Below are 24,312 nucleotides of genomic sequence, written 5' to 3'. Positions count from 1 at the left end.
GGAGTCGCGGTAACAAGGATTTAACGCCCGTTTTGGCGGCAAGCCGTGTTGTTCTCCATTTTCTCTACGTGGGAACACCGAGCACATGGACGAGATGGATTTCAGCTACGGCGCGGACGCGCGCGATGGCGGCGCGACGCGGCAGGGTCGTTCGGCCACGCTCGCGATCTTCGCGGACCGCCCGCATTTGCGCGACATGATGCGCGAGGATGCGGCCGCAGCCGGGATGCGCGTCACCGCTGGCGCCCTGGGCGAGTTGCGGGACGATGGCGAGCGGATGCTGGGCGACGTGGTGCTCGTCGATTGTCCGCAAGTGGACATCGAAACGATCGCCGCGCTTGCCCGGCTGGACTTGCGCGCATTCCTGGAAGGCGCGCAGCTGATCGTTTCCACCAGCGTCGCGGGGCTGGAGGATGTCTTCGCCTGCATGGACCATTCCAGCCCGATCCTGCTGGTCGATCCCAGCCGGGCGGAACGCGTGGTGGCGCTGGGCCGGGTGATGGCAACGATGCCGCATGGCCGCGTGCGCGAACTTTCAGACGATGACCGCCTGATGATCCTGCGCCTGACCGAGCAGGTGGGAGAGATCGCCGGACGGATCGAGCGCCTTGCCCCCGGAGCCGAGGCGGAGGCATGGGGCGTCGCCGTTGCCGAGCCCGTTCCTGCGATGCACCCGCCCCAATCGGCCCCGCCCCAATCGGCCCCGGCCCAATCGGTCCCGGCCCAATCGGCCTTGGGCAAGGCTGCTCCGGTCAAGGCCGCCCCGGGCAAGACCACTGCCCAGCTTCCCGAAGCCCGGCTGGTGCGCAAGATCCTGCGTCAGCGCGAACTGCGCGCCCGTTTCATCGAAGGCGACCTGTTTGCCGATCCGGCCTGGGACATGCTGTTGGACCTTGCCGCCGCGCGGGGAGAGGGCAAGCAGGTCTCCGTCACGTCGCTTTGCATCGCGGCCGCCGTCCCGCCGACGACGGCGCTGCGCTGGATTGGCCAGATGGTCGAAGGCGGCTTGTTCCGCCGGGTGCTGGACGACAACGACCGGCGCCGCGCGTTCATCGAACTGACCGACAAGGCGGTCGATTCCCTCGGTCGTTACTTCGGCGAGATAGGATTGGCGACGGCCGCGCCGGTTTGAGGCGGGCGGCCGTCGCCTTCTGACCGCTTTGGACTGAGTTCGGAGCACCGCTCAACGAATTTCAAGTTTCGTCATCCCCGCGAAGGCGGGGATCCCGCTTCCTTCTTCACCGCCGCGCCGTGCTGCAAGAAAAGCGGGGCCCCCCGCCTTCGCGGAGGCGACGCTGGATCCAGACCTAGACCTGTCAGAACGAACGGGACCAAGACCGGCTTGGCCCCTTTTCGCTCGCTCACCCTCGATCAGGCGCGCGTCTTCTGGCGGATCAGGCGCAGATAGGTATCCGCCACTTCCTGATTGATGCGGTCCCAGCTGAATTCCAGTGCGCGTTCCTCACCGGCAAGGCCGTGCGCCTCGCGCAGGGGGGCGTCCTCGATATAGGCTTTCAGCGCTTCGGCGAACTGGTGGATCGCGCCAGGCGGCAGCAGGCGGCCCGACTGGCGATCGTCGACAAGGCTCTGGCTGCCGGTGGCGGCAGCGGCGACCACGGGCAGGCGGCAGGCCATCGCCTCCAGCGTGACATTGCCGAACGTTTCGGTGACCGAGGGGTTGAACAGCATGTCCATGCTGGAAACGGCGCGGGCAAGATCCTCATCCTGCTGGAAGCCGACGAAGACCGCTTGCGGCAGACGCGCCTCGAACCATTCGCGGGCAGGGCCCTCGCCCACGACGAGCACGCGATGCGCAACGCCGCGCCGCGTCAGTTCGTCCAGCGTGTCCGAAAACACGTCCAGGCCCTTTTCCATGACGAGGCGGCCCAGGAAACCGATCGTCACTTCATGATCGGCGATTCCCTTGGCGCGCCGCCATTCCAGATCGCGACGGCCGGGATGGAAAATCTCGCGGTCCACGCCGCGCGACCAGATCGACACGTCGTAATTCATGCGCTGTTCGCGCAGCAGCTGGGCCATCGATTCGGAAGGCGCCACCAGCGCGTCGCAGCGGCGGTAGAAGCGGCGCAGGATCGCTTCTACCACCGGTTCGCCCCAGGCCATGTTGTAATAGCGCAGGTAGGTTTCGAAGCGGGTGTGAACGGATGACAGCACCGGCAGGTTGCGGTTGCGCGCCCACCTCAGCGCCTGATGGCCAACCGGATCGGGGGAGGACAGATGCACCACATGCGGTGCGAAGGCCTTGAGATCCCGGCGCGCCTTGCCCGATATCGAGATGGGCATGCGGTATTCCGAACGCGTCGGGATCGGCACGGCGCGGATGCCCACCAGATCGCCGGTGGGCGCGAACGCCGGATTGCGGACGACGGGGGCATAGACGCGCACTTGCGCGCCCTGCTTCAGAAGGTAGCCGACCAGACGGTTCAGCGCCTGGTTGGCGCCATCACGCACGTAATTGTAGTTACCCGAAAAGAGGGCGATGCGAAGGTCGGCGATATCCATGTTGGGCGCCCCATAGCCGCCCGTGCGGGGCTTGGCGAGTGCGGATCATCGCACGAGGCGTGCATTGGACGGCGAAGATCAAGGGGCGGCGATCGAGTTCGACCGCCGCCCCAACAATTCAGGTCTCATACGTTCAAGTGCGATCGGCTAAGTGCGATCGGCCGGCGGCTCAGCGGCGCCAGCCACGTCCGTGATCGTCATGGCGCCCGTTGTCATGGCGCCCGCCGTCATGTCGGCCGTAATCGCGGCGATCATCATGGCGGCCATAGTCACGCCCGTGATCGCGCCCATAGTCCCTGCGGTCCCAGCCGCGATGATCGTTCCAGCGGTTCGGACCCGGCGCCCATCCCGGACGGCCATAGCCAGGGCGGCCCCAGCCCGGACGGTTCCAGTGCTCGCGGTAATAGGGCGCGTAGTACCGGTCGTAGTAGCGGTCCTGGTAGTAGCGGTTGGGATAGCCGTCGTAGTAATAATAGTATCCCGGCCGGCCGCGCACGGTGACGTAGCGCCGCGCGCCGTAGTAATCGTGATTGTAGTAGTAGCGATCGCCCCGGTCCGCCAGCGCGGCGCCCAGGGCAAGGCCGATGACGCCCGCGCCGATGGCCACGGCCGCCGTGTCGTCGCCATAGCCGTCACGCGCCATTGCCGGCGCCGATGCGGTCACGGCACAGGCCGCGAGAGCCGCGCCGAGGGCGAAATTCCTGATCCTGATATTCATCTCGATTGAACTCCCTTTCCGGGCCAACCAGTCAACGGCGGTTCCAGCGGGCACGTGCAACATTTCTGCAATGTTTCCACTGAACGCGTCGTGAACTTCCTGTTTCGCTTATCGAAAGCTGCGTTGCGCGGAGCGAAAATTGCTGCAGAACGAAAGACGCCCGGCCAGGAGGAGGGCCGGGCGTCTCGTCGCGACGGGGGAGGGGTTCACCCCGCCGCTCGGTGGCTCATGCGATCAATAACCGCGGCGGAAATCGTCCCGGTCGTGGTCGTAACCACGGCGGAAGTCGTTCTGGTTGCCGTGGTAGGCGGCACCGCGATAGTCGTTGCCGCGATAGTTATCGGGCCCGTTGCGGTGATAGCGGGCATATTCGTCGCGGCTGTGGCGGCCGCCGTCATGGTCCCAGTACCAGCCGTCGCGATATTCCCAGCCGCTGGTGTAATAGGCCGGATAGTCGTCGCGGTAGCGGTGGTCGTTGTTCGAAGCGATGATCGCGCCAAGGGCGAGACCCACCACGCCCGCGCCGATGGCGACGGCGGCGGTGTTGTCCCCGCCACGGTGATAGCCCCGATAGTCCTGAGCCATGGCCGGCGTCGCGGCGGCGAGGGCCGTCGCAGCGAGCGCGCCGGTAAGGCCGATCTTGCGCATGATGGTCATGATACTTGCTCCTTCCAGCGGCGGAAGCACCCGGTCATCCGGAGCATTCCCGCCCAGCGTTTCAGCTTGTCTTGAGCTTGGTTCTACCGATGCGCGGCTGAACGGGATCGGAGCGGACTTGGCAGATTCTGTTCAGGTTTGCACGAGATTGTATGAACACTTGTGTCCGCTGCCGGGATGCTAGCCATAGGCATCCCCAATCGCGGTCAGGCGGAATCGCCGGTTGCAGTGGGTTTCAGGTGGGGCACAAGTCTGCATCGGAGGGGAGATAATGGCAGTATTCGTGCTGGTTCATGGCGGAGGACACGGCGGCTGGTGCTATCGGCCCGTCGCCCGCCTTCTGCGGGCGCAGGGGCATGAGGTCTACCATCCGACGCTCACCGGGCTGGCGGATCGATCCCACCTGCTGGCCGCCGATACCGGGCTGGACACGCATATCGCCGACATTGCCTCCCTGCTTGAGTACGAGGATCTGACGGAGGTGATCCTCGCCGGCCACAGCTATGGCGGCATGGTCGTGACCGGCGCGGCGGACCGGGCGCTGGGCCGCGTTGTGCAACTCGTCTATCTCGACGCTGCCATCCCCATGCAGGGCGAGGCGCTGGTGGATGTCTCACCGGGGCTGCTGGCGCTGGCCCCGCGCAATCGCCGGATCGACGGTGTCGAACTATGCCTGTGGCCCGACGAACCGGCGGTCCGCTCGCTCTACGGGCTGGACGATGGGCCACTGGCGCAATGGGCCATGCAACGGTTGACGCCGCACCCCTGGAAGACCTTCACGGACCCGCTACACCTCGATCACCCGCAGGCCGTCGCGGAATTGCCGCGCACCATCGTCAATTGCACCCATACGCTGACCGTGCGGCCGGACGAGACGCGGCACCGGTGGCTGAATGCAGACCGGGTCTGGGATATCGACACCGGCCACGACCTGATGCTGACCGAACCCGAGAAAGTGGCAGCGATGCTGGCGCGCCTCAGCGCAGCACCATCCGAACGCGCATCCTGATCGCGTAGCAGAGCAGGCCGATGGCAACGATCCAGATGCCCCCGCGCAAGGCCATGCTCCCGGTGGTCCGCATCATTTCCGGGGTGCCGGGTTCCAACAGATAGACCTGATTGATCGCCAGCCCCACCAGCGAAAGCGCGAAGAGGGCCGTCGCCCAGCGGGAGCGCAGGAGCAGCAGCAGTGATCCGGCCAAGCCTCCCCAGACGCCGAGTGCCCAACTCGTCAGGCCCCAGACGGGGGTAACGTCCAGCCAGTCGATCGCGTCCGGCGGCAGGGCGGCGAGCCAGTCCATGTCGCGGGTGACGGTCATCCAGAAATCGAGGCAACCGAAGCCGTTCCACAACATGGCGACGATGCCGATCACCCAGAGATGCCAAGGCGTCCGCGCTCGCGTCGATCCGATCACCGTCGTTCTTCCCCCCGATTTTGCCGGGCTATGGTGCTACGCTTCCGGGAGAGGCGATGCAATTGCGCGGCTTAGTTGCTAGATAGCCCCCATGGCCGACCTTTTTGCCGACGATCTACCGCCCGCCACCGCTCCCGATCTGCCGGGCGAGGATGCCCCGCTTGCCGACCGGCTGCGCCCGCGCACTCTGGCCGATGTAGTGGGGCAGGAGCACCTGACCGGCCCCGAAGGCGCGATCGGGCGCATGGTGGCGGCGGGGCGCCTGTCCTCGATGATCCTCTGGGGCCCGCCGGGCACCGGCAAGACCAGCACCGCGCGGCTGCTGGCCGATGCGGTTGGCATGCGCTTCGCGGCGATCTCCGCCGTGTTTTCAGGGGTGGCCGATCTCAAGAAAGCCTTTGCCGAAGCCGATCAGGCGGCGCGCGCCGGGCAGCGCACGCTGCTGTTCGTGGACGAGATCCACCGCTTCAACCGCGCGCAACAGGACGGTTTCCTGCCCTTCGTGGAGCGCGGCACGGTAACGCTGGTGGGCGCGACGACGGAGAACCCCAGCTTCGCGCTCAACGCCGCTCTGCTCAGCCGGGCGCAAGTGCTGATCCTGCACCGGCTGGGCCCGGACGCGCTGGAGACGTTGCTGGACAAGGCGGAGGCGCTGGAAGGCCCGCTGCCGCTCGATGCGGATGCCCGCGCCGCGCTGGTCGCTTCGGCCGATGGCGACGGGCGCTTCCTGCTCAATCAGGCCGAGACACTCTATGCGGCGAAGATCCCGGAGCCGCTCGATGCGGCGGGGTTGGGTGCGTTCCTCCAGCGCCGCGTGGCGGTCTATGACAAGGGTGGCGACGGGCATTACAACCTGATTTCCGCCCTCCACAAATCGGTGCGCGGGTCGGACCCGCAGGCGGCACTCTATTACCTTGCGCGCATGCTGACGGCGGGGGAGGAGCCGCTCTACCTGCTGCGCCGCCTGACCCGCATGGCGAGCGAGGATATCGGCCTCGCCGATCCGCAGGCGCTCTTGCAGTGCATCGCCGCCAAGCAGACGTACGAGTTCCTCGGCAGTCCGGAAGGGGAGGGCGCGATCGTGCAGGCCTGCCTCTATCTGGCCACCGCGCCCAAATCGAACGCCGCCTACATGGCGCAGAAGGCCGCGTGGCAGAGCGCGAAGGAAACCGGCTCGCTGCCGCCCCCCACCAATATTCTGAATGCGCCGACCAAGCTGATGAAGGACATCGGCTACGGCAAGGACTACGCCTACGACCACGATGCGCCTGACGGCTTTTCGGGCGACAACTACTGGCCTGAGGGCATGCCGCCGCAGACTTTCTACGAGCCGGTCGAGCGCGGGTTCGAGCGCGATATCCGTAAGCGCATCGAATGGTGGGACCGCAAGCGGGCCGAACGGAGAGGCGAATGAGCAAGTTTGCCGACTGGGACGCGGTCGTCGCCCATGCGCTGACGCTGGAGGGCGTGGAGCTTTCCGCCAGCTACGGCAAGCCGGCGGTGAAAGTCTCGGCCAACGGGCGCTGGTTCCTGGCTGTCGGGCATGAGCCGGACACGTCGTTCGTGCTCCATGTGGACCTCGACACGGTGGAACTGCTGATGGCCACCGAGCCGGAGACGTACTGGCAGACGCCGCACTATCAGGGCTGGCCGGACGTGCTGGTGCGCTTCGCCCCCGCCGATGCGGAGCGCGTTGCCGCGATGATCGCGCTGGCCCGCGATCAGGCGGCGGCGCGCAAACCGGCCCGATCGAAGAAGTGAGCCCACGCTTCCGGCATTTCATGGCGATCGACTGGTCCGGCGCCCTCGGCCCGCGCCAGAAGGGCATCGCCGTCGCGCTCTGCGGTCTTGAGGGCGCGCCGGAACTGCTGCGGCCGGAGGGGCATGCGCACTGGTCGCGCGCGGAGGTGCTCCACCTGCTGCGCGATGGGCTGCCGCAGGACACGCTGGTGGGCCTCGATCTCGGTATCTCGCTGCCGTTCGCCGATGCCGGGGCGTTCTTCCCCGGCTGGGCGGAAAGCCCCGCCGATGCCCGCGCGCTCTGGGCGCTGATCGACAAGGTCTGCGCAGAGGACGAACATCTCTCCGCCGCCAGCTTCGTCGACCATCCCGAACTCAGCGCCTACTTCCGCCGCCACGGCGGGCGCGAGGGGGCCCGGTTTCACTTGCCCCAAGCACTCCACCGCCGGGGCCGCATGCGCGTGACGGAGGAGGCGCAGGCGCGCGCCGGGTGCAAGCCATACTCCAACTTCAACCTCGTCGGCGCGGCGCAAGTGGGCAAGTCCAGCCTCACCGGCATGCGCCTGCTGCACCGGCTGGGCGGCGCGGTGTCGGTCTGGCCGATCGACCCGCTGCCCGAAAGCGGATCGGTGGTGACGGAGATCTACACCACGCTCGCCGCCGTCGCCGCCGGGCGCTCCGCCGGGCGGGCGAAGATGACGGACTACGCCGCGCTGAACGCCGCGCTGACGGTGCTGGGATCGCCGCCGGTCGCGGGCGAGGGCCCTATCGACGATCACAGCGCCGATGCCCTGCTTACCGCCGCCTGGCTGCGCACCGCCGCCCCGCGCGCGGAGCTGTGGAAACCCGCCGAATTGACCGCCGAATTGGCCCAAACCGAGGGCTGGACCTTCGGCGCACTCTGACGCACAACCTTGCCCATCACGGCGCGCCCGGCCGGGCGACGTCTTACAAGGACAGGGATCGCTCGAAACATGAAGCACACGCTGCTGGCAGGTATGGCCTGCCTCGCTCTCGCCACAGGCGCGGGAGCCGCTGCTCCCGCCCAAAAATCCACCAACTCCGCATTGTCCAATCCCACCCCCGTCACTGCCGCCATGGGCACCCCGGCCACGCCGTGGAAGGCCTATGTCGGCAAGACGCTGGACGCCTGGATGGCGCTGGACCCGTCCTTCGCGATCTATCAGGGCGCGCACCAGTTCGACGGCCGCTTGCCCGATTGGAGCGCCGCCGGCCTCAAGGCCCGCGCCGATTTCCTGCGCGGCGTGATCGCGGACTCGGCCAAGTTCACCGATCTTTCCGCCGCCGACCGGTTTGAGCGGGACTATCTGGTGCAAGTGGCCAAGGGCCAGCTGTTCTGGCTGGTCGATGCCGACAAGCCGCACAACAATCCCGGCTTCTATATCGAGAACGGCCTCGATCCGAACGTCTACGTCAGCCGCGACTATGCCGACAAGCCGACGCGGATGAAGGCGATGATCGCGTTCTTCAAGGCGGTGCCGAACGCCGCCACGCAGATTCGCGGCAACCTGAAGACCGCGATGCCCGCCAGCTTCATCAAGCTGGGCGTCGCCGGCTTCAAGGGCTTTGCCGAATACTACCGGGGCGACGCCCGCGCCGCCTTCGCGGACGTGAAGGACGCGAAGCTCCAGGCCGAGTTCAAGGCCAGCTCCGAAGCTGCCGCCAAGTCCATGCAAGGGCTGGCCGACTGGCTGGCCAAGGCGACGCCGACGCAGGATTTCGCAATGGGCGCGGATCGCTTCTCGCGCATGCTGGCGGCGACCGAGGCGGTGGATGCCCCGCTCGACGAACTGGAAGCCGTGGGCCGCGCCGACCTGAAGCGCAATCAGGACCTGCTGAAAGCCGCCTGCGCCGAATACGCGCCGGGCAAGGACATCGCAGGCTGCTTCGACAAGATGCGCGCCGACAAGCCCGATGGCGGCCCGGTGATCGAGGCGCGCAAGGAAATCCCCGACCTCACCGCCTTCGTGCGCCAGCACGACATCGTGACCATCCCCGGCACCGAACAGGCGAAGGTGGAGGAAAGCCCGCCCTATAACCGCCAGAACTCCGCCTATATCGATCCGGCCGGTCCGCTCGATAAGGGCATCGCCTCGGTCTACTACATCTCGCCGCCGGATCCGGCATGGTCCCAGCAGATGCAGCAGGACTACATCCCTGGGAAGAACGACCTGCTGTTCACCTCCGTGCATGAGGTGATGCCCGGCCACTTCCTGCAGTTCCTCCACTCGAACCGCTCGCCCTCCTGGGTGGGGCGCCTGTTCGTAGGCTATGCCTTTGCCGAAGGCTGGGCGCACTATGCCGAGGAAATGATGTGGGACGCGGGCCTGGGCAACGGAGATGCCGGCGTCCATGTCGGCCAGCTTTCCAACGCACTGCTGCGCAACTGCCGCTACCTCTCGGCCATCGGCCTGCACGCGCGCGGCATGACGCAGGAACAGTCCAAGCGCATGTTCATGGACGAATGCTACCAGGATGAAGGCACCGCCGAACAGCAGGCCGCGCGCGGCACGTACGATCCGGCCTATCTCAACTACACGCTGGGCAAGCTGATGATCCGCAAGCTGCGTGAGGACTGGACCGCCACCCGCGGCGGCCGCGCGGGATGGAAGGCGTTCCACGACGAATTCCTCAGCTACGGTGGCCCGCCGATCCCGCTGGTGCGCCAGGCGATGATGAAGGAAGACGCCCCGCACGCGGTGTTCTGATTAAAATGCTGGACCGGCGCCCCTGCATCACTGTAAGGGCGCCGGACTTGCCTTGGCGAGTGCCGGCTTAGCTCAGTTGGTAGAGCACCTGATTTGTAATCAGGGGGCCACGGGTTCGAATCCTGTAGCCGGCACCATTGGCCCCCGTTCCAGTTTCGATGTGCGTGTATGCGGCGGCCGGACGGGCCGCGGCGGGGGAATGCGTTGGATCGCCGTTTACCTCCGATATGGCGATTTTAACTTTTAGTTAAATGACTTGCTGTAAGCGCGTCATGGGCATATCCCATCGCAACGCCATGAAGAGCGTCAGCGAGGGATGCCGAGATGATTCCATATGAGCAAAGTGTCGCCAGCTTTGGCGATCAGCGTGAAAGCCGCGATCAGCGGGATATCTCGCGCCTTGTTGGCATCGGCTTTCTCTGGGCCGTCACCATCGCCGCCGTGATCGGCTGTTCGGACATCACCGGCTGGCTGGGCTGAGGGCAGGCGGTTGCCCGGCCTTTGGAGGCCGGTGGGGCTTTGTCCGGCCCTGAAAATGATTAGCTAACTATTTCAGGTGTTTTAGGCGGCCGAATATCGGCCGCCCAATGGCCGGTTCAGGCCGCGAGCATGGCCAGCAGGGCGAAGCTCGCCAGCCAGTGTTCGCCCATGTAATCCCCCTCCACATGTTCCAGCGCGGCGGTGAGGTGGGCTTCGGCGGCTTTTCCTGCGATTTGCGACAGTTCCGGCGTGGCGGAGGCGATTTCGCGCCAGGCCCAGGCGCGGCTGAGGTTCAACCCGTCCAGATGCGCGATCTTGCCGTCGCTGCGGTCGCTGACATGGGCGGGGGTGAACAGCGAGGCCGGGCGGCGCTGCGCCAGATGCGGTAGGAAGCGACCGAACCAGTCCGTGAAGTTGGCGGCGTCCAGCGTGCGGCGCATCAGCAAAGCCTCACTGAGCGCGGAGGAGAGGAATTCGTCCCCGCCCGGCTCCCATGCCTGGCAGTCGGCATCGCCGGAGAACCAGTTCACGGCCTTGCCGCGAATCTGGTCGGCCAGCGCTGGATCGAACGCTTCGGCCCATTCCAGCGAGAGTGCGAGGGCGAAGGCGCTGTTGAAGTGGGTGCCGGTGCGGATCGGATACGTCAGGATCGACAGGTAATGCGACAGCCGCGATGCGAAGGCGCGGGCCAGCGGTTCCAGCCGCCCGGCCCATGGCTTGTCGGCATGGCGGCTGGCTTCGAGGTGCAGGTAAAGCAGCCAGGCCCAGCCGTAGGGCCGCTCGAACCCGCCGGAGAGCGGCCGATCCAGATAGGCCAATTCGGCGGCCAGCTTTTCCTCGGTAAAGGTCTCGTCCGCGCGGGCCGCGGCCTCGGCGGCTTCGGGCAGGGCCGGGTGGAGGCGGGTGAGGGTCAGCGCCGTCCACCAGCCGTGGACGCAGGAGTGCCAGTCGAAGCTGCCGTGGAAGGCCGGGTGCAGCACGCGCGGCGGCAGCACATCGGCATCGGAGGACATCACGTGGTCCAGCTTGTGCGGGTACTCCCGGCCCACATGGCCAAGCGCGATGCGGATGAACTTGGCGCCAATCTCGGCAGACGGGCTTTGGGTAGATGGGGTCACAGCAGGAATCCGGCGATGTAGAGGATCAGGATGTTGCAGGCGAGCAGCGGCAGGGCCGTGCCGATCTGGCGGCGGATCACCGCATGCTCGTCCTTCAGTTCGAGCAGCGCGGCGGGGAGCATGTTGAAATTGGCGGCCATCGGCGTCAACAGCGTGCCGCAGAAGCCGGAGAGCATGCCTACGGCGCCGACCACGGCGGGGTTGCCGCCATGCAGGTGGATCAGGATCGGCACGCCCACCGCACCGGCCATCACCGGGAACGCGGCGAAGGCATTGCCCATGACCACGGTGAACAGCGCCATGCCCAGCGCGAAGACCACGACGGCCACGAACACGTTACCCTCCGGCAGCACGCCCTGAGCGATGGCGCCCACCGCCGTGCCGACGCCCGCCGCGCCGAACACGACGCCCAGTGCGGCCAGCATCTGTGGCAGCAGCACGACCCAGCCGATCGCGTCCATCAGCCGGCGCCCTTCCTCCACCGGGGCGGAAAGCGGCGGCCGCAGCCACAGCATCGTCGCGACAAGTGCGATGATCACGCCGAGAGCCAGCAGCACCAGCGTGATCCAGCGCGGATCGACCAGGCCGAGCCGCTCCAGCCCAGCATAATTGAACAGCAGGGTGCCGCAGAACGCGGTGACGGGGATTACCAGTGCGGGCAGGAACAGCCGGGAGCCGAGCTTTTGGGCGAAAGCTTCCCGCTCCGCCGTGTCGGTAGTGCGCGGCTTGCCGTGGCCCAGCAGGCGGGCGCCGGCGATGGCGACGAGCGCGAGGACGAGCAGGCCATTGCCGAAGTCGCCCAGCCGGTCGCCGGCAAGGAAGCTTAACGCGATCAGCGCCCAGAACAGGCCGCTGCCCCAGCGCTTCGGATTGGCCCGATCGCGCGCGGTCGCCACGGCGAAGGCGGCGAAAGCCAGCCCGGCCAGCAGGTAGACGGTGCCGATATCGATCATGCCGCAGGCGTCCCGGCAGCGCGCAGGCGGCGGTCGAACCGCCACAGGCGGAAGGCGTGGATCACGAAGGCGCAGATCGCGGTGGGGATCGCCCATAGCGAGAGGTGGATGGGGGCGATGTCGATCCCATCCGCCTTCAAAACGCCCTGGATCAGCAGGATCGATCCGATGGCGATGAACACGTCCTCGCCAAAGAACACGCCCACGTTGTCGGTGGCGGCGGCCATGGCCTTGACCGCTTCAATGTCATCTTCGGTAGCGTTCGGGTCCTGTTTGCGCGCGGCGGCTTCGGCCATCGGCGCGACCAGCGGGCGCACCGTCTGCGGATGGCCGGCGACCGATGTCAGCCCCAGCGCCGCCAGGATCTGCCGGAAGGCGAGGTAGGCGATCAGCAGGCGCCCCACGGTGGCGCCGCGCATGTTCTCGATCATGGTGCGCGCCCGCTGTTGCAGGCCGAAGCGTTCGAGCAGGCCGATCACCGGCAGCACGATGTAGACCACGGTGATGAAGCGGTTGTCGTTGAAGCCCTTGCCCAGCAGCGAGATCACCTGGATCACGCCCATGTGGCCCAGCAGCCCGGTCACCAGCGCGGCGGCGGCCACCACCAGCAGTGGATTGAAGCGCAGGGCAAAGCCCGCGATCACCACCAGGATGCCGGCCAGCGGCCAATATTCGATCATCTTCACCGCCTTGGATTGCGCCCGAAAGCACAAGGTCTAGCGGCTTGCCGCCAACATGGAAGTGGCGCAGGCGGCACATTTTTCCCGGACGGCGCAACCGACCCGGTGCCTCATCCTTTATAATGAATTGCCGACCTATTTCGGGCGAACCGCAATGCCTGCGCCGCTCAAGCCGAGAGCGCTGCTGCCTCCCCGCAAGTACGGTAGGCCGCATGGTCGCAAGGAATGGAAATGAACAATCCCTCGGGTTCGGATAGCGGAACGGCCGGCAGACGCGGCCGCAGCCGTCTGCGGGTGCGGCTGCCGGCACGGGTCATCACGCGAACACAGACTGGGCAGGGCATCCTGGCCGACCTTTCGTTGACCGGGGCCAAGATTTCCACCGACGCCGAACTCAAGCTGGGCGGAGAAGTGGTGCTGGAATGGGGGAAGTTCGAGGCGTTCGGCGAAGTCGTGTGGATTCGCGGGCAATATTGCGGAATCTCGTTCTTCGACATGATCACGCCCGCCGTGCTGATCGCCACGCGCGCACTGGACGATGCCTCGCATCTTCCGCGCGACAGCGACATGCTGCGCGAAGTGGCGCAGAACTGGGTGAAGGGCGGGACGCGGCTTTGATTGGTGCGCTCGTCACACCCGTGACGAGCTTGCGGCACCGGCAGGCGGTCTTGCACGCGCCTTAGCCTGTAAAAACGAAAAACCCCGCCGCATTGCTGCGGCGGGGTTTTTTCGGATCAGGCGTCCTTCTTGCGGCTCTGCTTCTTGCGCTCGTTCGGGTCGAGGAAGGCCTTGCGCAGACGGATCGACTGCGGGGTCACTTCGACCATTTCGTCGTCGTCGATGTAAGCGATCGCCTGCTCCAGCGTCATCACGCGGGGCGGGGTGAGGCGGATGGCGTCGTCCTTGCCGGTCGAACGGAAGTTCGTCAGCTGCTTCGACTTCATCGGGTTCACTTCGAGGTCGTCGGGCTTGGCGTTTTCGCCGATGATCATGCCCTCGTAGATCTTTTCCTGCGGCTTCACGAACAGGATGCCGCGATCTTCAAGGCTGTTCAGCGCGTAGCCGACAGCTTCACCGGTACCGTTCGAGATCAGCACGCCGTTCTGGCGGCCTTCGATCGGGCCCTTGTGGGTGTCGTACTTCTCGAACAGGCGGTTCATGATGCCGGTGCCGCGGGTGTCCGAAAGGAACTCGCCGTGGTAGCCGATCAGGCCGCGCGAAGGGGCCGAGAAGGTGATGCGGGTCTTGCCGGCGCCCGAAGGACGCATGTCGGTAAGCTCTGCCTTGCGGCGCTGCATCTTCTCGACGACGGTGCCCGAGAATTCGTCGTCCACGTCGATCACGACGGTTTCGTACGGTTCGGTGCGGCCACCGTTCTCGTCCTTGCCGAACAGCACGCGAGGGCGGCTGATGCCCAGCTCGAAGCCTTCGCGGCGCATCGTTTCGATCACGACGCCCAGCTGAAGTTCGCCGCGACCGGCCACTTCGAAGCTGTCGCGGTCGGCCGATTCGGTGACGCGGATGGCAACGTTGGTTTCCGCTTCGCGCATCAGGCGGTCGCGGATCATGCGGCTGGTGACCTTGTCGCCTTCACGGCCCGCGAGCGGCGAGTCGTTGACGGCAAAGCGCATCGCCAGGGTCGGCGGATCGATCGGCTGGGCCTTGATCGGCACGGTGACCTGCGGGTCGGCGATGGTGTTCGACACGGTGGCCTTTTCGAGGCCGGCCAGCGCGATGATGTCACCGGCGCGGGCTTCTTCCACGGGAACGCGGTCAAGGCCGCGGAACGACAGCACCTTGGTGGCGCGGCCGACTTCGATGACCTTGCCGTCGGCATCGATGGCGCGGATCGGGTCGTTGACCTTCAGCGTGCCGGTCTGCACGCGGCCGGTGAGGACGCGGCCCATGAAGTTGTCACGGTCGAGCAGGGTGGCGAGGAACGAGAACGGCGCGTCGACGTCGAGGTTCGGCGCGGGCACGTGCTCGACGATCTTTTCGAACAGCGGGGTCAGCGTGCCTTCGCGCGCGTCCGGATCGTAGCTGGCGTAGCCGTTGCGGCCCGAAGCATAGAGGGTCGGGAAGTCGAGCTGCTCGTCATTGGCGTCGAGGCTGACGAAGAGGTCGAACACTTCGTCCAGCACTTCGGCGTGACGGCCGTCGGGACGGTCGATCTTGTTGACGACGACGATCGGCTTCAGGCCGAGGCCCAGCGCCTTGCCGGTGACGAACTTGGTCTGCGGCATCGCGCCTTCCGACGAGTCCACCAGCAGGACGACGCCGTCGACCATCGAGAGGATGCGTTCGACTTCGGCGCCGAAGTCGGCGTGGCCCGGAGTGTCGACGATGTTGATGCGGTAGCCGTTCCACTCGATCGAGGTCGGCTTCGCAAGGATGGTGATCCCGCGTTCCTTTTCGAGGTCGTTCGAGTCCATGGCGCGTTCTTCGATGCGCTGGTTCTCACGGAACGTGCCGGACTGGCGGAAGAGCTGGTCGACGAGGGTGGTCTTGCCATGGTCGACGTGCGCAATAATTGCGATATTGCGCAAGGGAAGCGGGGCGGACATGCTTTGCCTATCGGTTCGAGGAGTTGGCCAGCGGCGCATGCTGCACCGCAAAATTGGCGCGCCCTTAGCTGAAACCGGCCGTCGCGGCAAGCGCAACGACGATACCGGGAAATGTGACATTCCCGTCACAGATGCCGAAATCTATCGAAATCAACCTTTCGCGCCATTGTAAGTGCTGTGTAATCCGCTAGCTTCGGCGGCAGAGATTTTGGCGGATCGGGACAGCGAAAAAGTTCCGGGTGCCGGTTGAGAGGAAGACTGGGGCTGGCGCGATACGATCGTTTCGATCGCGTATTTCTTCAGGCTTGTGAATTCAGGAGGAACCAGCCGCGACCGCAGGTCGTGGCGGCGCGTTACCGGCTAAAAGCCGGAGCGTGAAAGCGGTCCCGGCGCGGCGGGGAGGAGACGCGACGGATCGCAACTGGCAAGGGGCGCGCAGCGATGCGCGCCCCATTTTATTGGGCCATGCCGTCGTCGAAAGCCTTTGGTTTTTTGCGAAATTACGGGTGGTTGCGGTCCCACGATCGAGCGCTATTGTGCGCTTCGATATTTTCAAAGGGGGAAACCGTGGTACCTTTCGGTGGATTTTGGTGGCGCGTGCTTGCCTATGTAATCGATAGCGTGATCCTATCGATCGCCACGACCATGATAGCGGCGATGTTCAATGTGAGCACGGCTTCGACAAACGCTCAGGATGGCTATGGCATGGCGATCCTGAGCGGATACCTGTTCTTTTTCTCGATAACGACGGTGTTGCAATGGCTTTACTTCGCCGGGCTGGAAAGCTCGCCATGGCAAGGCACGATTGGCAAGCTGGCGGTCGGGCTGGTGGTTACCGATCTGCACGGAAACCGGATTAGCTTCCTGCGCGCTACCGGGCGTTATTTCGCGAAGATCCTGTCCGGCATGATCCTGCTGATCGGCTACATCATGGTTGGCTTTACCGAGCGAAAGCAGGGTCTCCACGACATCATCGCCAGTACGCTCGTCTTCAAGACGCGCGACCCGCGCGAGGCGAAATACGTCGACGAAAACGTCTTCGCCTAACGTAAGGGAGCCTAAAGCTCCCTCAGCGCCCTTGCCGGTTTCGCCCGCAGCAGCGGTAGCGAGCCGGCAAGCGCGAAGGCCAGGACCAGCACGAGGCCGGCGCCCAGCACCGCGAACACGCGGGGCCAATCGGGCAGCCAGTCGAATTCGAACAGCTTGACGATCACCGCCCAGGCCATCGCGCTGCCAAGGACGAGTGCAACCGCGGCCAGAACTGCGGCCAGCAGCCCGTATTCGACCAGCTGGATCGTCAGCAACTGCCCCCGGCTGGCGCCCAGCACGCGCAAGATCACGTTGTCGTAGGTGCGGCTGGCGCGTGCGGCGGCGATGGCGCCCAGCAATACGGCCAATCCCGCCAGCACCGCTACCGAGGCAGCGGCCAGGATCGCCACGCTCATCTGGTCCAGCAGGTCGCGCGCTTCGGAAAGCACGGTCCCGGTCTCGATCACCGAACTGGAGGGGAAGGCGCGGGCGAGGCGCGGCAGCAGCGCAGTCGTGGCCTTGCCCGGAGGAGCCTGGATGGTCGCCGCCAGCTTGTGCGGCGCATCGGCCAGCGTGTTCGGGGAGAACACCAGCACGAAGTTCAGCCCCATCGAATCCCAGTCGATCCGGCGCAGCGCCGCCACTTTCGCGGTGCGCTCCACGCCCAGCAGGCTTACGGTCATATAGTCGCCCACCTTGATCCCCACGGCCTGCGCCAGCTTTTCGTCCAGCGAGACCAGCGGCTCTCCGCGCCAGATCGGCGGCCACCATTCGCCCGATGTCACTGTGCTGCCTTCGGGGATATAGGCCGAATACGTCAGCCCGCGTTCGCCCTTCAGCGCCCAGGCGTCATCGGAAATGTCCTTCAGATCGGCCACGCGCGTCATGTGACCCTTCGGCCCGAAGGCCAGGATGCGGCCACGCAAGTTGGGAACGATATGGGTGGTGGCGCCGGGGATCTGCTGCTCCACCAGATCGTGGAAGGCTTGTGCGCCGTCCTGCGGGATATCGAGCACGAAGTAGTCCGGCGCGCGATCGGGCACGGTCTTGCGGATATTGGCGTCCAGACTGGTCTGCACGCCCGCGATCAGCACGAAGGCGGAGAGCCCGAAGCCCAGCGCCGTCACCAGCGCGCCGGTCTGGGCGCCGGGGCGGTGCAGGTTGGCGAGGCCGGAGCGGAGCAGCGGATTGCGCGGGCGGGGCAAGCGCGCGGCAAGCCGGCGGATGCCGGTGCCCAGCAGTGCGAGCAGGCCCAGCATGACCGCCGCACCGCCCAGAAAGCCTGCCGTCACCAGCGGCTGCGCGGCGTTGAGCATGGCCAGGGCGACGATTGCTGCAAGGCCGAAACCCACCGGAATCGCCCATGCCTTACGGTTGGAGGCCAGCGGCGCGACGCGGGCGCGCATCAGTGCCATGGCGGGGAAACTGCGCGCACGCGCCAGCGGCGGTGCGGCGAAGACCAGAGCCACCAGCAGGCCGTAGGCCGCAGCCGTCAACAGTGCGAGGGGGGAGAGCATCAGGCCGGTCTCCACCGGCAGCAGCGTGCCCAGCGCATGGGCCAGCAGCGGCGTTACCGCCACGCCGACGACCAGGCCTGCCACGCTTCCTGCCAGCGCCGCTGCGCCCACTTGCAGCAGATAGACCCGCGCGATGTCGCTGCTGGTCGCGCCCAGTACCTTGAGCGTGGCGATGCTGGTGCGGCGCGCTTCCAGATACGAGGATACGCCGCCGCCGATACCGATCCCGGCAATAGCCAGCGCGGCTAGCCCGACCAGCGCGAGGAACTGACCCATGCGGCTGACGAAGCGCTGGGTGGACGGGGAGGCAGCCTTGCGCGTGCGAGCGTCGAACGTGGCGTCACCGAACTTGCGCTTCATTGCGTCCACAACGGCGTCGGGATCGCGCGCGGGATCGGCGAACTTCACACGCAGGGCCCCGCGATACATCGCGCCGGTCGCGGTAAGCCCGGCGCGGTCCGGCAGCGAAAGCGCGGAGATCGCGGTGTCTCCGAAGGAAAAGCCCTCGGACAGCGTTTCGGGGTCGGATGCGATGATCCCGCCCACGCGCTGCGGCACTTCGGCGACGGTGACGGTGTCGCCGGACTTCACGCCCAGACGCGCGGCGGTGCCTTCGGCCAGCCAGATCGTGCCCTCAGGCGGCGCGCCGACCTTGCGGCCATCCTTCAGCGAGAGCCGTCCGTAGAGCGGCCAGTTCACATCCACCGATTTCAGCGCGACGGGCGCGGTCAGTTCACCCTTGCGAATGATCGCCTGCAACCGATACCCGCGCGAAACCGTGCCGTACTTGGCCAGCGCCTTCAGTTCCGCGTCGGAGAGCGTGCGCTGCCAGGTCTTCAGCTCGATATCGCCGCCCAGCACCTGCCGACCGCGCGCGACCAGTTCGTGCTCGATCGATCCGGTCAGGCTACCGATCGCGGCCAGCGCGCCGACGCCCAGGAACAGGCAGACCAGCAGCAGTCGCAGCCCCTTGAACCGCGCCGAAAGGTCGCGCCGGGCCAGCGTCCACGCGGTGCGCCAGGAAATCGCGCGCTCAGGCAAGAGTGTCGCTCGCAATCCGGCCGTCCGCCAGCGTCACCACGCGCTCGCAATGGTGGGCAAGGCTTTCGTCATGGGTGATGATCAGCAGCGTCGCGCCCGTTTCGGCACGGCGAGCGAACAGCAGGTCGATGATCGTGTGGCCGGTCTTGGCGTCGAGGTTGCCGGTCGGCTCGTCCGCGAAGACCAGCGAGGGGCGCGGAGCAAGCGCGCGGGCGATGGCCACGCGCTGCTGCTCGCCGCCCGAAAGCTGCGCCGGATAGTGTGAAAGCCGATAACCCAGCCCGACGGCGGTCAGTTCCGCTTCCGCCCGCTCCCGCGCGCCGTCGATCCCGGCGAGTTCCAGCGGGGTCATTACGTTTTCCAGCGCAGTCATCGTCGGCAGCAGGTGGAAGGCCTGAAGCACCACGCCGATCCGGCCGCGCCGCGCGCGGGCAAGGGCATCCTCGTCCATCGCCGAAAAGTCCTGCCCGGCGACTTGCAGCGCGCCGGACGAAGCCCGCTCCAGCCCGGACAGCACCGCCATCAGCGAGGACTTGCCCGATCCCGACGGCCCCAGCAGCGCCAGCGTCTGCCCCTGCGGCACGGCCAGGTCGATCCCCTTCAGAATCTCCACGGCACTGTCGCCGCTGCCAAGCGTGAGGCGCAGGTCCTGCGCGTGAACGGAAAGGGCGAGGGAAGCCGGCTGGGGCTGGGCAGGATCGGTCACGTGCCCCATATGGGTGTGCAACCCGCCGTTCCACAAGCCATTCCATCGGAGAAACCCTTGCGCGCCAAAGCGATCGTCCTTCTTGGGGCCGTCTTGACGATGCCTCTGTTGCTGACCGCCTGCGACAAGGGCGCGCCGCCCGCGCCCGAACAGAGCACGAGCGCCGTCGACGCGCCGCCGGCGATCCCGGTGATGGGGCCGGAGCGGCCGATCCTGGCTTTCGGGGATTCGCTGCTGGCAGGCTATGGCCTTGAGGACGGCGAAAGCTATCCCGCGCGACTGGAAAACGCCCTGCGCGCGCGCGGCATCAACGCGCGGATCACCAATGCCGGCGTGTCCGGAGACACCACGTCGGCCGGGTTGGAGCGGCTGGACTTCACGCTGAAAAGCCAATCGGTGAAGCCCGAACTGGTGATCCTCAGCCTGGGCGGCAACGACATGCTCCGTTCGCTCCCCCCCGAACAGACGCGGCAGAATCTGGAGGCGATCCTGAAGCGGCTGAAGGGCGACAATATCCGCGTCGTACTGCTGGGCATGATGGCTGCGCCCAATCTGGGCAAGGACTATGCGGCGCAGTTCAACCCGATCTATCCGCAACTCGCGCAGAAGTACGGAGCCGTGCTGGTGCCGTTCTTCCTCCAGCCGGTGATCGACAAGCCGGACCTGCTGCAGAAGGACCATGTCCATCCCACCGCCATCGGCATCGAGGAGATCGTCACCGCGACGGTCGACGATGTAGCAGACGCGCTGCCGAAGAAGGCGGGTGGCTGATCCGGTAAGCACCCGCTCTGCTTAAACTCGTCGCCCCCGCGAAGACGGGGGCCCCGCTGCCTTCGAAACCTGTCGCATTAGCGAAGCGGGATCCCCGCTTTCGCGGGAATGACGGATTTGAGGGGCGGGGGTGATCACCGCTGGGCCGATCGCCGGAAGGCTTGCGGCGTCTCCCCGGTAAACTCGCGAAAAGCCCGGGCGTAAGCACTTTGGCTTTCAAAGCCGACACTTGCGGCGATGTTGGCGATGGAATCACGGGTTTCCGTCAGTGCTTCCATGGAAGCCAGCAGCCGAGCGCGTCTTCGGTATTCATCCCAACCCATGCCCAGATGCGCCATGCACCGTCGGCGCAGCGTTCGTTCCGACAGACCGGCGGATTGCAAGGCATCCATCATCCGAATTTCGCCAGGGTTGGCGCGCACGAGAGACAACGCCCTCTCCAGCACGGGGTCGGTGCAGGCGGGCAGCGTCAATTCCGTCCGGTCCACAATCCATTCGCCGCATAAGCGGGCAAAGGCCACGAAGAACGCGCGGCCTGTCGCGTCCAGTGGACGATTGAGTGGCCAACGCGCGGCTTCCGCACACATTTCACGCAGGAGCGGGGGGACCCGCACGATCCGCACACCAGGTTCGGCGCTGCGGACCAGATGTGGCGCAAGCACTATCGAAACGGATCGAATGCGGTGCAGGCTGTTGCGGTGACGTGTTCTAGCGGGAATCCAGGCGGCCAGGCTGCGCGGCAATAAGTGGCGCCCTTGATCGTCTTCCACCTCCATTGCCCCCTCGAAAGCATATTGAAGCTGGTGCATGTCATGGTGGTGCCAAGGGGCATGCAGGTCATACTCATCCTGCACGATAGCTCCGGCGAAGGAGCGCGAGCCCGCCTTGGCAAGTGTGATCAATCCCAGATCGCGATCTGGATCGGTGTCGATTACCGGCATGATCCCCACAGAATCGAATGTGGCCGTTTCAGGCGCAAGATTGTCCGAACACCGTGAGACAGCCAAAGCGCACGCGTGGCAACGAGTAGTCCGCAAGTAGCAGGGAGGCGATCAATGGCTATCCGCGTGCATCATGAAGACCGGCTCACCTGGCGCAAGATGGGCGATATTCCGATGGGATGGATGCGCGATCACATTGATCCGACCGAACTGGAAGGCCATCTCAGCTTTCACGAACCCGGCGGCGCCAATAGGATGCAGCTCATGGAAATGCGGCTGAAGCCCGGCACGCTGATTGCCCCGCATGCGCACGATGAGGATGAGATTTTCTACGTCGTAGAGGGCGCATTGCATTGGCAGGATAAAACGCTGACGGCAGGCGGTTCGCTCTACATCCCGGCAGGCACCGTCTACTCGTTTCGCACCGGAGATACCCCGGCACGGCTGCTCAATTTTCGCGCGCGCGCCGATCACAGCTTTCGCCCGGCGGCTTAGGGGCAGGCAATGCCTCTCGCTGGGTTTCGCGCTTAACTTAACCGCCGCACCGCGCCGGCGCTGACTTCCCATACGGCCGCTTCGGCCGCGATCGCCTCGAACGGGGCGAGTTCGGTGCCGGTCAACCAGACTTGTGCCGAACCTGCGCGAAGGCGGTCGAACAGGGCTTCGCGGCGGAGCGGGTCGAGGTGGGCGGCCACTTCGTCCAGCAGCAGCAGGCGCGGGCGTTGTTCGGTGCCGCCTTCCAGCAGTTGCGAGTGGGCGAGGGTAATCGCGATCAGCATCGCCTTCTGCTCGCCGGTCGAACACTCTGCCGCTGCCTGGCCCTTGCCCGCCATCGTCACCAGGATTTCGTCGCGATGCGGGCCGGTCAGCGTGCGCTGGGCGGCGCGTTCGCGGGGGCGGCCGTCGCGCAGGGCGCGGGCGAGCGCTTCGGCCTCGATCGGGCCGCCCGGTTGATAGGCGAGCGAGGGCCGCGCGAAGGGGGAGTCCGGCAGCGCGGCAAGCGTCGCTTCCAGCCGCTCGACCAGTTCGGCGCGGGCGGTGGCGACCATGGCGCCGGCTTCGGCCAGTTGCAGTTCGATGGCGTCCAGCCAGCGCGGGTCGGGGGCGTACTCGTCCGACAGCAGGCGGTTGCGTTCGCGCAGCGCGTTTTCGAGGCGGGTGGCGTGGCTGGCGTGATCGGGGCGGACGGCCATCACCAGCCGGTCCAGAAAGCGCCGCCGCGCGCCTGCGCCTTCGACGAAGAGGCGGTCCATCGCCGGGGTCAGCCAGCCGATCGAGAGCCATTCGGCCAGCCGCACCGCGGGTGCCTCTGCCCCGTTCACCTGCACCAGCCGTCGTCCGGGCCGTTCGGGCGCGACGCCGGTGCCGAGGCGCACAGGCTCGCTGCCGGGCACCAAAAGTGCGGCGCTGATCGCGAAGCCGCCGTCGAAATCCTGTCCCGGCATGTCCGCCAATGCCGCGCGGCGCAGGCCCCGGCCGGGCGAGAGCAGCGAGATCGCCTCCAGCACGTTGGTCTTGCCCGCGCCGTTTTCGCCCACCAGCAGGTTGAACTGCGCCGTGCCTTCCACCGCGGTTTCACGGTGGTTGCGGAAGCGGGACAGGAGAATGCGGTCGAGCATGGCTGCGGCGGACCTACCGGGGCCAACCGGTCATGCCAAGTCGTGCGCGCGGCTTATTCGGTGGTTGCGGCGTTTGCCTTGCGCGCCTTGGCGAAGGGGGAGAAGTCCACGTTGTTGTCGAACACGTCCACCCCCTCACGCTTCTTCAGCCAGCCGACCACCACGTAAGTCACCGGGGTCAGCACCACTTCCCAGCCGGTCTTGATCGCCCACTGGGTCAGCGCCAGCAGCACGATCGAGTGCGGGGTGAAGCCGGCCACGCCCAGGAAGGCGAGGGGGTAGAACAGCGCACTGTCCACGCCTTCGCCGAAGATCGTGGAGCCGATGGTGCGCGTCCACAAGTGCTTGCCCTGCGTCCAGACCTTCATCCGGGCAAGGACGAAGGAATTGACGAACTCGCCCGCCCAGAACGCGCAGACGGAGGCGAAGACGATGCGCGGCGTCTGCCCGAAGATCGAATAATAGGCGGCCTGGTTGGGCGCCGTCACCTGCTTGCCCTCCACGATATAGGTGGAGGAGGCGAGGGCCCATTCGGCGTTGGCGGGGATGTTCACCACCACCACGCTCATCAACACCATGAACAGCAGCGCGAAGAAGCCCACCCAGATGCAGCGGCGCGCGTTGGCGTAGCCGTAGACCTCTGTCAGCACGTCTCCGATGATGTAGGAAACCGGAAAGAACAGCACGCCCGCGCCGAAAGTGATCGGGCCGAACACGGGGAAGTTCACTTCCGCCTGCTTGGCCGCGCCGATCAGGTTGGAGAGCAGCAGGATCACCACGAAGGCGACCATCACATAGTCGAAATAGCGGAAATGGCGCCGGGCGCCGGCCATGCCGTCGATACGGGAAAGGCCCCGATCTGTAAGGTCTGCTTCGCTCATCGCGGCATGCGTAACCTGCCGGGATCGTTCGGCAAAGCACAACTTGTATGGGGATCGTCCCGATGCGCGGTTTGCGTGTAGAGAGAACCGCGCTATGGGGGCGCCACACAACATAGCGCGCGCCCGTAGCTCAGCTGGATAGAGCACGAGCCTTCTAAGCTTGGGGTCGCAGGTTCGAACCCTGCCGGGCGCGCCAGCTATCTGTCCCCAAAGCGGCAGAAAACTGCCAA

26 protein-coding genes and 2 tRNA genes are annotated in these 24,312 nt (G+C 66.1%); 15 read left to right on the top strand and 13 right to left on the bottom strand.

All coding sequences use genetic code 11. The annotated features are described in order from the left end of the window. The first annotated feature begins 85 nt into the window (after positions 1–85). Positions 86–1,132 (top strand): MarR family transcriptional regulator, encoded by a 1,047-nt coding sequence (locus WBP07_RS11200; protein WP_395391131.1) that lies wholly within the window; start codon positions 86–88, stop codon positions 1,130–1,132. Positions 1,133–1,371: 239 nt separating this feature from the next. On the opposite strand, the gene WBP07_RS11195 is transcribed toward WBP07_RS11200, so the two are convergent. The 3 genes from WBP07_RS11195 to WBP07_RS11185 all read right to left on the bottom strand — a co-directional run bounded on the left by WBP07_RS11195 (position 1,372) and on the right by WBP07_RS11185 (position 3,898). Then, the gene (locus WBP07_RS11195) at positions 1,372–2,523 is read right to left on the bottom strand and encodes a glycosyltransferase family 4 protein (RefSeq protein WP_395391130.1); all 1,152 of its coding nucleotides are present in this window, start codon (positions 2,521–2,523) and stop codon (positions 1,372–1,374) included. A gap of 169 nt (positions 2,524–2,692) precedes the next feature. Continuing rightward, complete coding sequence (locus WBP07_RS11190; RefSeq protein ID WP_395391129.1) at positions 2,693–3,241, bottom strand: hypothetical protein; 549 nt, start codon at positions 3,239–3,241, stop codon at positions 2,693–2,695. Between the two features lie 234 nt (positions 3,242–3,475). Further along, positions 3,476–3,898: a hypothetical protein gene (locus WBP07_RS11185; protein WP_395391128.1), complete on the bottom strand. Its 423-nt coding sequence runs from the start codon at positions 3,896–3,898 to the stop codon at positions 3,476–3,478. Positions 3,899–4,169: 271 nt separating this feature from the next. On the opposite strand from WBP07_RS11185, the gene WBP07_RS11180 reads away from it, so the two are divergent. Next, the gene (locus WBP07_RS11180; protein WP_395391127.1) at positions 4,170–4,907 is read left to right on the top strand and encodes an alpha/beta fold hydrolase; all 738 of its coding nucleotides are present in this window, start codon (positions 4,170–4,172) and stop codon (positions 4,905–4,907) included. Here the strand turns inward: WBP07_RS11180 and WBP07_RS11175 are convergent. Continuing rightward, positions 4,876–5,313 carry a hypothetical protein gene (locus WBP07_RS11175; RefSeq protein ID WP_395391126.1) on the bottom strand — a complete coding sequence of 146 codons (438 nt, stop codon included), beginning with the start codon at positions 5,311–5,313 and terminating at the stop codon, positions 4,876–4,878. The two genes, WBP07_RS11180 and WBP07_RS11175, sit on opposite strands and share 32 nt — an antisense overlap. Before the next feature lie 91 nt (positions 5,314–5,404). Here WBP07_RS11175 and WBP07_RS11170 point away from each other — a divergent pair, with 91 nt between their 5' ends. The 6 genes from WBP07_RS11170 (at position 5,405) to WBP07_RS11145 (ending at position 10,262) form a co-directional block, all read left to right on the top strand. After that, a complete protein-coding gene (locus WBP07_RS11170; protein WP_395391125.1) occupies positions 5,405–6,727 on the top strand; it encodes a replication-associated recombination protein A in 1,323 nt (440 codons plus the stop codon). Then, positions 6,724–7,074, top strand: a complete 351-nt coding sequence (locus WBP07_RS11165) for an MmcQ/YjbR family DNA-binding protein (protein ID WP_395391124.1) — start codon at positions 6,724–6,726, stop codon at positions 7,072–7,074. Before WBP07_RS11170 ends, WBP07_RS11165 begins: the two co-directional genes overlap by 4 nt. A gap of 20 nt (positions 7,075–7,094) precedes the next feature. Beyond that, a complete protein-coding gene (locus tag WBP07_RS11160; protein ID WP_395395776.1) occupies positions 7,095–7,958 on the top strand; it encodes a hypothetical protein in 864 nt (287 codons plus the stop codon). A gap of 69 nt (positions 7,959–8,027) precedes the next feature. Continuing rightward, on the top strand, positions 8,028–9,782 hold the full coding sequence (locus WBP07_RS11155) for a DUF885 domain-containing protein (RefSeq protein ID WP_395391123.1): 1,755 nt from the start codon (positions 8,028–8,030) through the stop codon (positions 9,780–9,782). Between the two features lie 61 nt (positions 9,783–9,843). Beyond that, positions 9,844–9,919, top strand: a tRNA-Thr gene (locus WBP07_RS11150). A 187-nt stretch (positions 9,920–10,106) separates the two neighbouring features. Then, the gene (locus WBP07_RS11145; protein WP_395391122.1) at positions 10,107–10,262 is read left to right on the top strand and encodes a hypothetical protein; all 156 of its coding nucleotides are present in this window, start codon (positions 10,107–10,109) and stop codon (positions 10,260–10,262) included. 116 nt (positions 10,263–10,378) lie between these two features. On the opposite strand, the gene WBP07_RS11140 is transcribed toward WBP07_RS11145, so the two are convergent. The 3 genes from WBP07_RS11140 to WBP07_RS11130 are packed head-to-tail and all read right to left on the bottom strand — an operon-like array spanning position 10,379 to position 13,013. Continuing rightward, a complete protein-coding gene (locus WBP07_RS11140; RefSeq protein WP_395391121.1) occupies positions 10,379–11,380 on the bottom strand; it encodes a DUF2891 domain-containing protein in 1,002 nt (333 codons plus the stop codon). Next, positions 11,377–12,333, bottom strand: a complete 957-nt coding sequence (locus WBP07_RS11135; RefSeq protein ID WP_395391120.1) for a DUF979 domain-containing protein — start codon at positions 12,331–12,333, stop codon at positions 11,377–11,379. The genes WBP07_RS11140 and WBP07_RS11135 overlap by 4 nt, the downstream gene beginning before the upstream one ends. Next, positions 12,330–13,013: a DUF969 domain-containing protein gene (locus tag WBP07_RS11130; RefSeq protein WP_395395775.1), complete on the bottom strand. Its 684-nt coding sequence runs from the start codon at positions 13,011–13,013 to the stop codon at positions 12,330–12,332. The genes WBP07_RS11135 and WBP07_RS11130 overlap by 4 nt, the downstream gene beginning before the upstream one ends. A gap of 55 nt (positions 13,014–13,068) precedes the next feature. Between WBP07_RS11130 and WBP07_RS11125 the strand changes: the two genes are divergently transcribed. Further along, positions 13,069–13,248, top strand: a complete 180-nt coding sequence (locus tag WBP07_RS11125) for a hypothetical protein (protein ID WP_395391119.1) — start codon at positions 13,069–13,071, stop codon at positions 13,246–13,248. Beyond that, positions 13,245–13,631 carry a PilZ domain-containing protein gene (locus tag WBP07_RS11120; RefSeq protein ID WP_395391118.1) on the top strand — a complete coding sequence of 129 codons (387 nt, stop codon included), beginning with the start codon at positions 13,245–13,247 and terminating at the stop codon, positions 13,629–13,631. Before WBP07_RS11125 ends, WBP07_RS11120 begins: the two co-directional genes overlap by 4 nt. Before the next feature lie 116 nt (positions 13,632–13,747). Here the strand turns inward: WBP07_RS11120 and typA are convergent, their stop codons facing one another. Continuing rightward, on the bottom strand, positions 13,748–15,577 hold the full coding sequence (typA, locus tag WBP07_RS11115; protein ID WP_395391117.1) for a translational GTPase TypA: 1,830 nt from the start codon (positions 15,575–15,577) through the stop codon (positions 13,748–13,750). 37 nt (positions 15,578–15,614) lie between these two features. Here typA and WBP07_RS11110 point away from each other — a divergent pair, with 37 nt between their 5' ends. Then, positions 15,615–15,749, top strand: a complete 135-nt coding sequence (locus WBP07_RS11110; RefSeq protein WP_395391116.1) for a hypothetical protein — start codon at positions 15,615–15,617, stop codon at positions 15,747–15,749. 395 nt (positions 15,750–16,144) lie between these two features. Beyond that, positions 16,145–16,624, top strand: coding sequence for an RDD family protein (locus tag WBP07_RS11105; RefSeq protein WP_395395774.1), 480 nt, complete (start codon positions 16,145–16,147; stop codon positions 16,622–16,624). Positions 16,625–16,635: 11 nt separating this feature from the next. Here WBP07_RS11105 and WBP07_RS11100 read toward each other — a convergent pair whose 3' ends face one another. Both WBP07_RS11100 and WBP07_RS11095 read right to left on the bottom strand, forming a co-directional pair. Next, positions 16,636–19,179: an ABC transporter permease gene (locus WBP07_RS11100; protein WP_395391115.1), complete on the bottom strand. Its 2,544-nt coding sequence runs from the start codon at positions 19,177–19,179 to the stop codon at positions 16,636–16,638. Next, entirely contained in the window at positions 19,157–19,879 is a 723-nt protein-coding gene (locus tag WBP07_RS11095; protein WP_395395773.1) for an ABC transporter ATP-binding protein, read from the bottom strand. The genes WBP07_RS11100 and WBP07_RS11095 overlap by 23 nt, the downstream gene beginning before the upstream one ends. 90 nt (positions 19,880–19,969) lie before the next feature. Between WBP07_RS11095 and WBP07_RS11090 the strand changes: the two genes are divergently transcribed. Then, positions 19,970–20,641, top strand: a complete 672-nt coding sequence (locus tag WBP07_RS11090; RefSeq protein ID WP_395395772.1) for an arylesterase — start codon at positions 19,970–19,972, stop codon at positions 20,639–20,641. A 134-nt stretch (positions 20,642–20,775) separates the two neighbouring features. Here WBP07_RS11090 and WBP07_RS11085 read toward each other — a convergent pair whose 3' ends face one another. Further along, entirely contained in the window at positions 20,776–21,582 is an 807-nt protein-coding gene (locus WBP07_RS11085) for a helix-turn-helix domain-containing protein (RefSeq protein ID WP_395391114.1), read from the bottom strand. A gap of 114 nt (positions 21,583–21,696) precedes the next feature. On the opposite strand from WBP07_RS11085, the gene WBP07_RS11080 reads away from it, so the two are divergent. Beyond that, positions 21,697–22,077, top strand: a complete 381-nt coding sequence (locus tag WBP07_RS11080; RefSeq protein WP_395391113.1) for a cupin domain-containing protein — start codon at positions 21,697–21,699, stop codon at positions 22,075–22,077. Positions 22,078–22,109: 32 nt separating this feature from the next. On the opposite strand, the gene recF is transcribed toward WBP07_RS11080, so the two are convergent. Continuing rightward, a complete protein-coding gene (gene recF, locus WBP07_RS11075; RefSeq protein ID WP_395391112.1) occupies positions 22,110–23,201 on the bottom strand; it encodes a DNA replication/repair protein RecF in 1,092 nt (363 codons plus the stop codon). A 53-nt stretch (positions 23,202–23,254) separates the two neighbouring features. Then, positions 23,255–24,082, bottom strand: coding sequence for a queuosine precursor transporter (locus WBP07_RS11070; RefSeq protein WP_395391111.1), 828 nt, complete (start codon positions 24,080–24,082; stop codon positions 23,255–23,257). A 119-nt stretch (positions 24,083–24,201) separates the two neighbouring features. On the opposite strand from WBP07_RS11070, the gene WBP07_RS11065 reads away from it, so the two are divergent. Beyond that, positions 24,202–24,278: transfer RNA gene (locus WBP07_RS11065), tRNA-Arg, on the top strand. Positions 24,279–24,312: the final 34 nt, after the last annotated feature.

This window comes from Novosphingobium oxfordense (assembly GCF_044029435.1).
Lineage (GTDB): Bacteria > Pseudomonadota > Alphaproteobacteria > Sphingomonadales > Sphingomonadaceae > Novosphingobium.
The sequence above is the reverse complement of the archived record's forward strand: the minus strand, read 5'-3'. Positions and strand labels throughout refer to the sequence as shown.

Coding starts and splice junctions, on each gene's coding strand:
- WBP07_RS11190 (WP_395391129.1), bottom strand. CDS start 3,241: ATGAATATCAGGATCAGGAATTTCGCCCTCGGCGCGGCTCTCGCGGCC.
- WBP07_RS11110 (WP_395391116.1), top strand. CDS start 15,615: ATGCTGCACCGCAAAATTGGCGCGCCCTTAGCTGAAACCGGCCGTCGC.
- WBP07_RS11070 (WP_395391111.1), bottom strand. CDS start 24,082: ATGAGCGAAGCAGACCTTACAGATCGGGGCCTTTCCCGTATCGACGGC.
- WBP07_RS11120 (WP_395391118.1), top strand. CDS start 13,245: ATGAACAATCCCTCGGGTTCGGATAGCGGAACGGCCGGCAGACGCGGC.
- WBP07_RS11125 (WP_395391119.1), top strand. CDS start 13,069: ATGGAAGTGGCGCAGGCGGCACATTTTTCCCGGACGGCGCAACCGACC.
- WBP07_RS11130 (WP_395395775.1), bottom strand. CDS start 13,013: ATGATCGAATATTGGCCGCTGGCCGGCATCCTGGTGGTGATCGCGGGC.
- recF (WP_395391112.1), bottom strand. CDS start 23,201: ATGCTCGACCGCATTCTCCTGTCCCGCTTCCGCAACCACCGTGAAACC.
- WBP07_RS11160 (WP_395395776.1), top strand. CDS start 7,095: ATGGCGATCGACTGGTCCGGCGCCCTCGGCCCGCGCCAGAAGGGCATC.
- WBP07_RS11200 (WP_395391131.1), top strand. CDS start 86: ATGGACGAGATGGATTTCAGCTACGGCGCGGACGCGCGCGATGGCGGC.
- WBP07_RS11170 (WP_395391125.1), top strand. CDS start 5,405: ATGGCCGACCTTTTTGCCGACGATCTACCGCCCGCCACCGCTCCCGAT.
- WBP07_RS11145 (WP_395391122.1), top strand. CDS start 10,107: ATGATTCCATATGAGCAAAGTGTCGCCAGCTTTGGCGATCAGCGTGAA.
- WBP07_RS11090 (WP_395395772.1), top strand. CDS start 19,970: ATGCCTCTGTTGCTGACCGCCTGCGACAAGGGCGCGCCGCCCGCGCCC.
- WBP07_RS11080 (WP_395391113.1), top strand. CDS start 21,697: ATGGCTATCCGCGTGCATCATGAAGACCGGCTCACCTGGCGCAAGATG.
- WBP07_RS11095 (WP_395395773.1), bottom strand. CDS start 19,879: ATGGGGCACGTGACCGATCCTGCCCAGCCCCAGCCGGCTTCCCTCGCC.
- WBP07_RS11195 (WP_395391130.1), bottom strand. CDS start 2,523: ATGGATATCGCCGACCTTCGCATCGCCCTCTTTTCGGGTAACTACAAT.
- WBP07_RS11085 (WP_395391114.1), bottom strand. CDS start 21,582: ATGCCGGTAATCGACACCGATCCAGATCGCGATCTGGGATTGATCACA.
- WBP07_RS11135 (WP_395391120.1), bottom strand. CDS start 12,333: ATGATCGATATCGGCACCGTCTACCTGCTGGCCGGGCTGGCTTTCGCC.
- WBP07_RS11180 (WP_395391127.1), top strand. CDS start 4,170: ATGGCAGTATTCGTGCTGGTTCATGGCGGAGGACACGGCGGCTGGTGC.
- WBP07_RS11165 (WP_395391124.1), top strand. CDS start 6,724: ATGAGCAAGTTTGCCGACTGGGACGCGGTCGTCGCCCATGCGCTGACG.
- typA (WP_395391117.1), bottom strand. CDS start 15,577: ATGTCCGCCCCGCTTCCCTTGCGCAATATCGCAATTATTGCGCACGTC.
- WBP07_RS11155 (WP_395391123.1), top strand. CDS start 8,028: ATGAAGCACACGCTGCTGGCAGGTATGGCCTGCCTCGCTCTCGCCACA.
- WBP07_RS11185 (WP_395391128.1), bottom strand. CDS start 3,898: ATGACCATCATGCGCAAGATCGGCCTTACCGGCGCGCTCGCTGCGACG.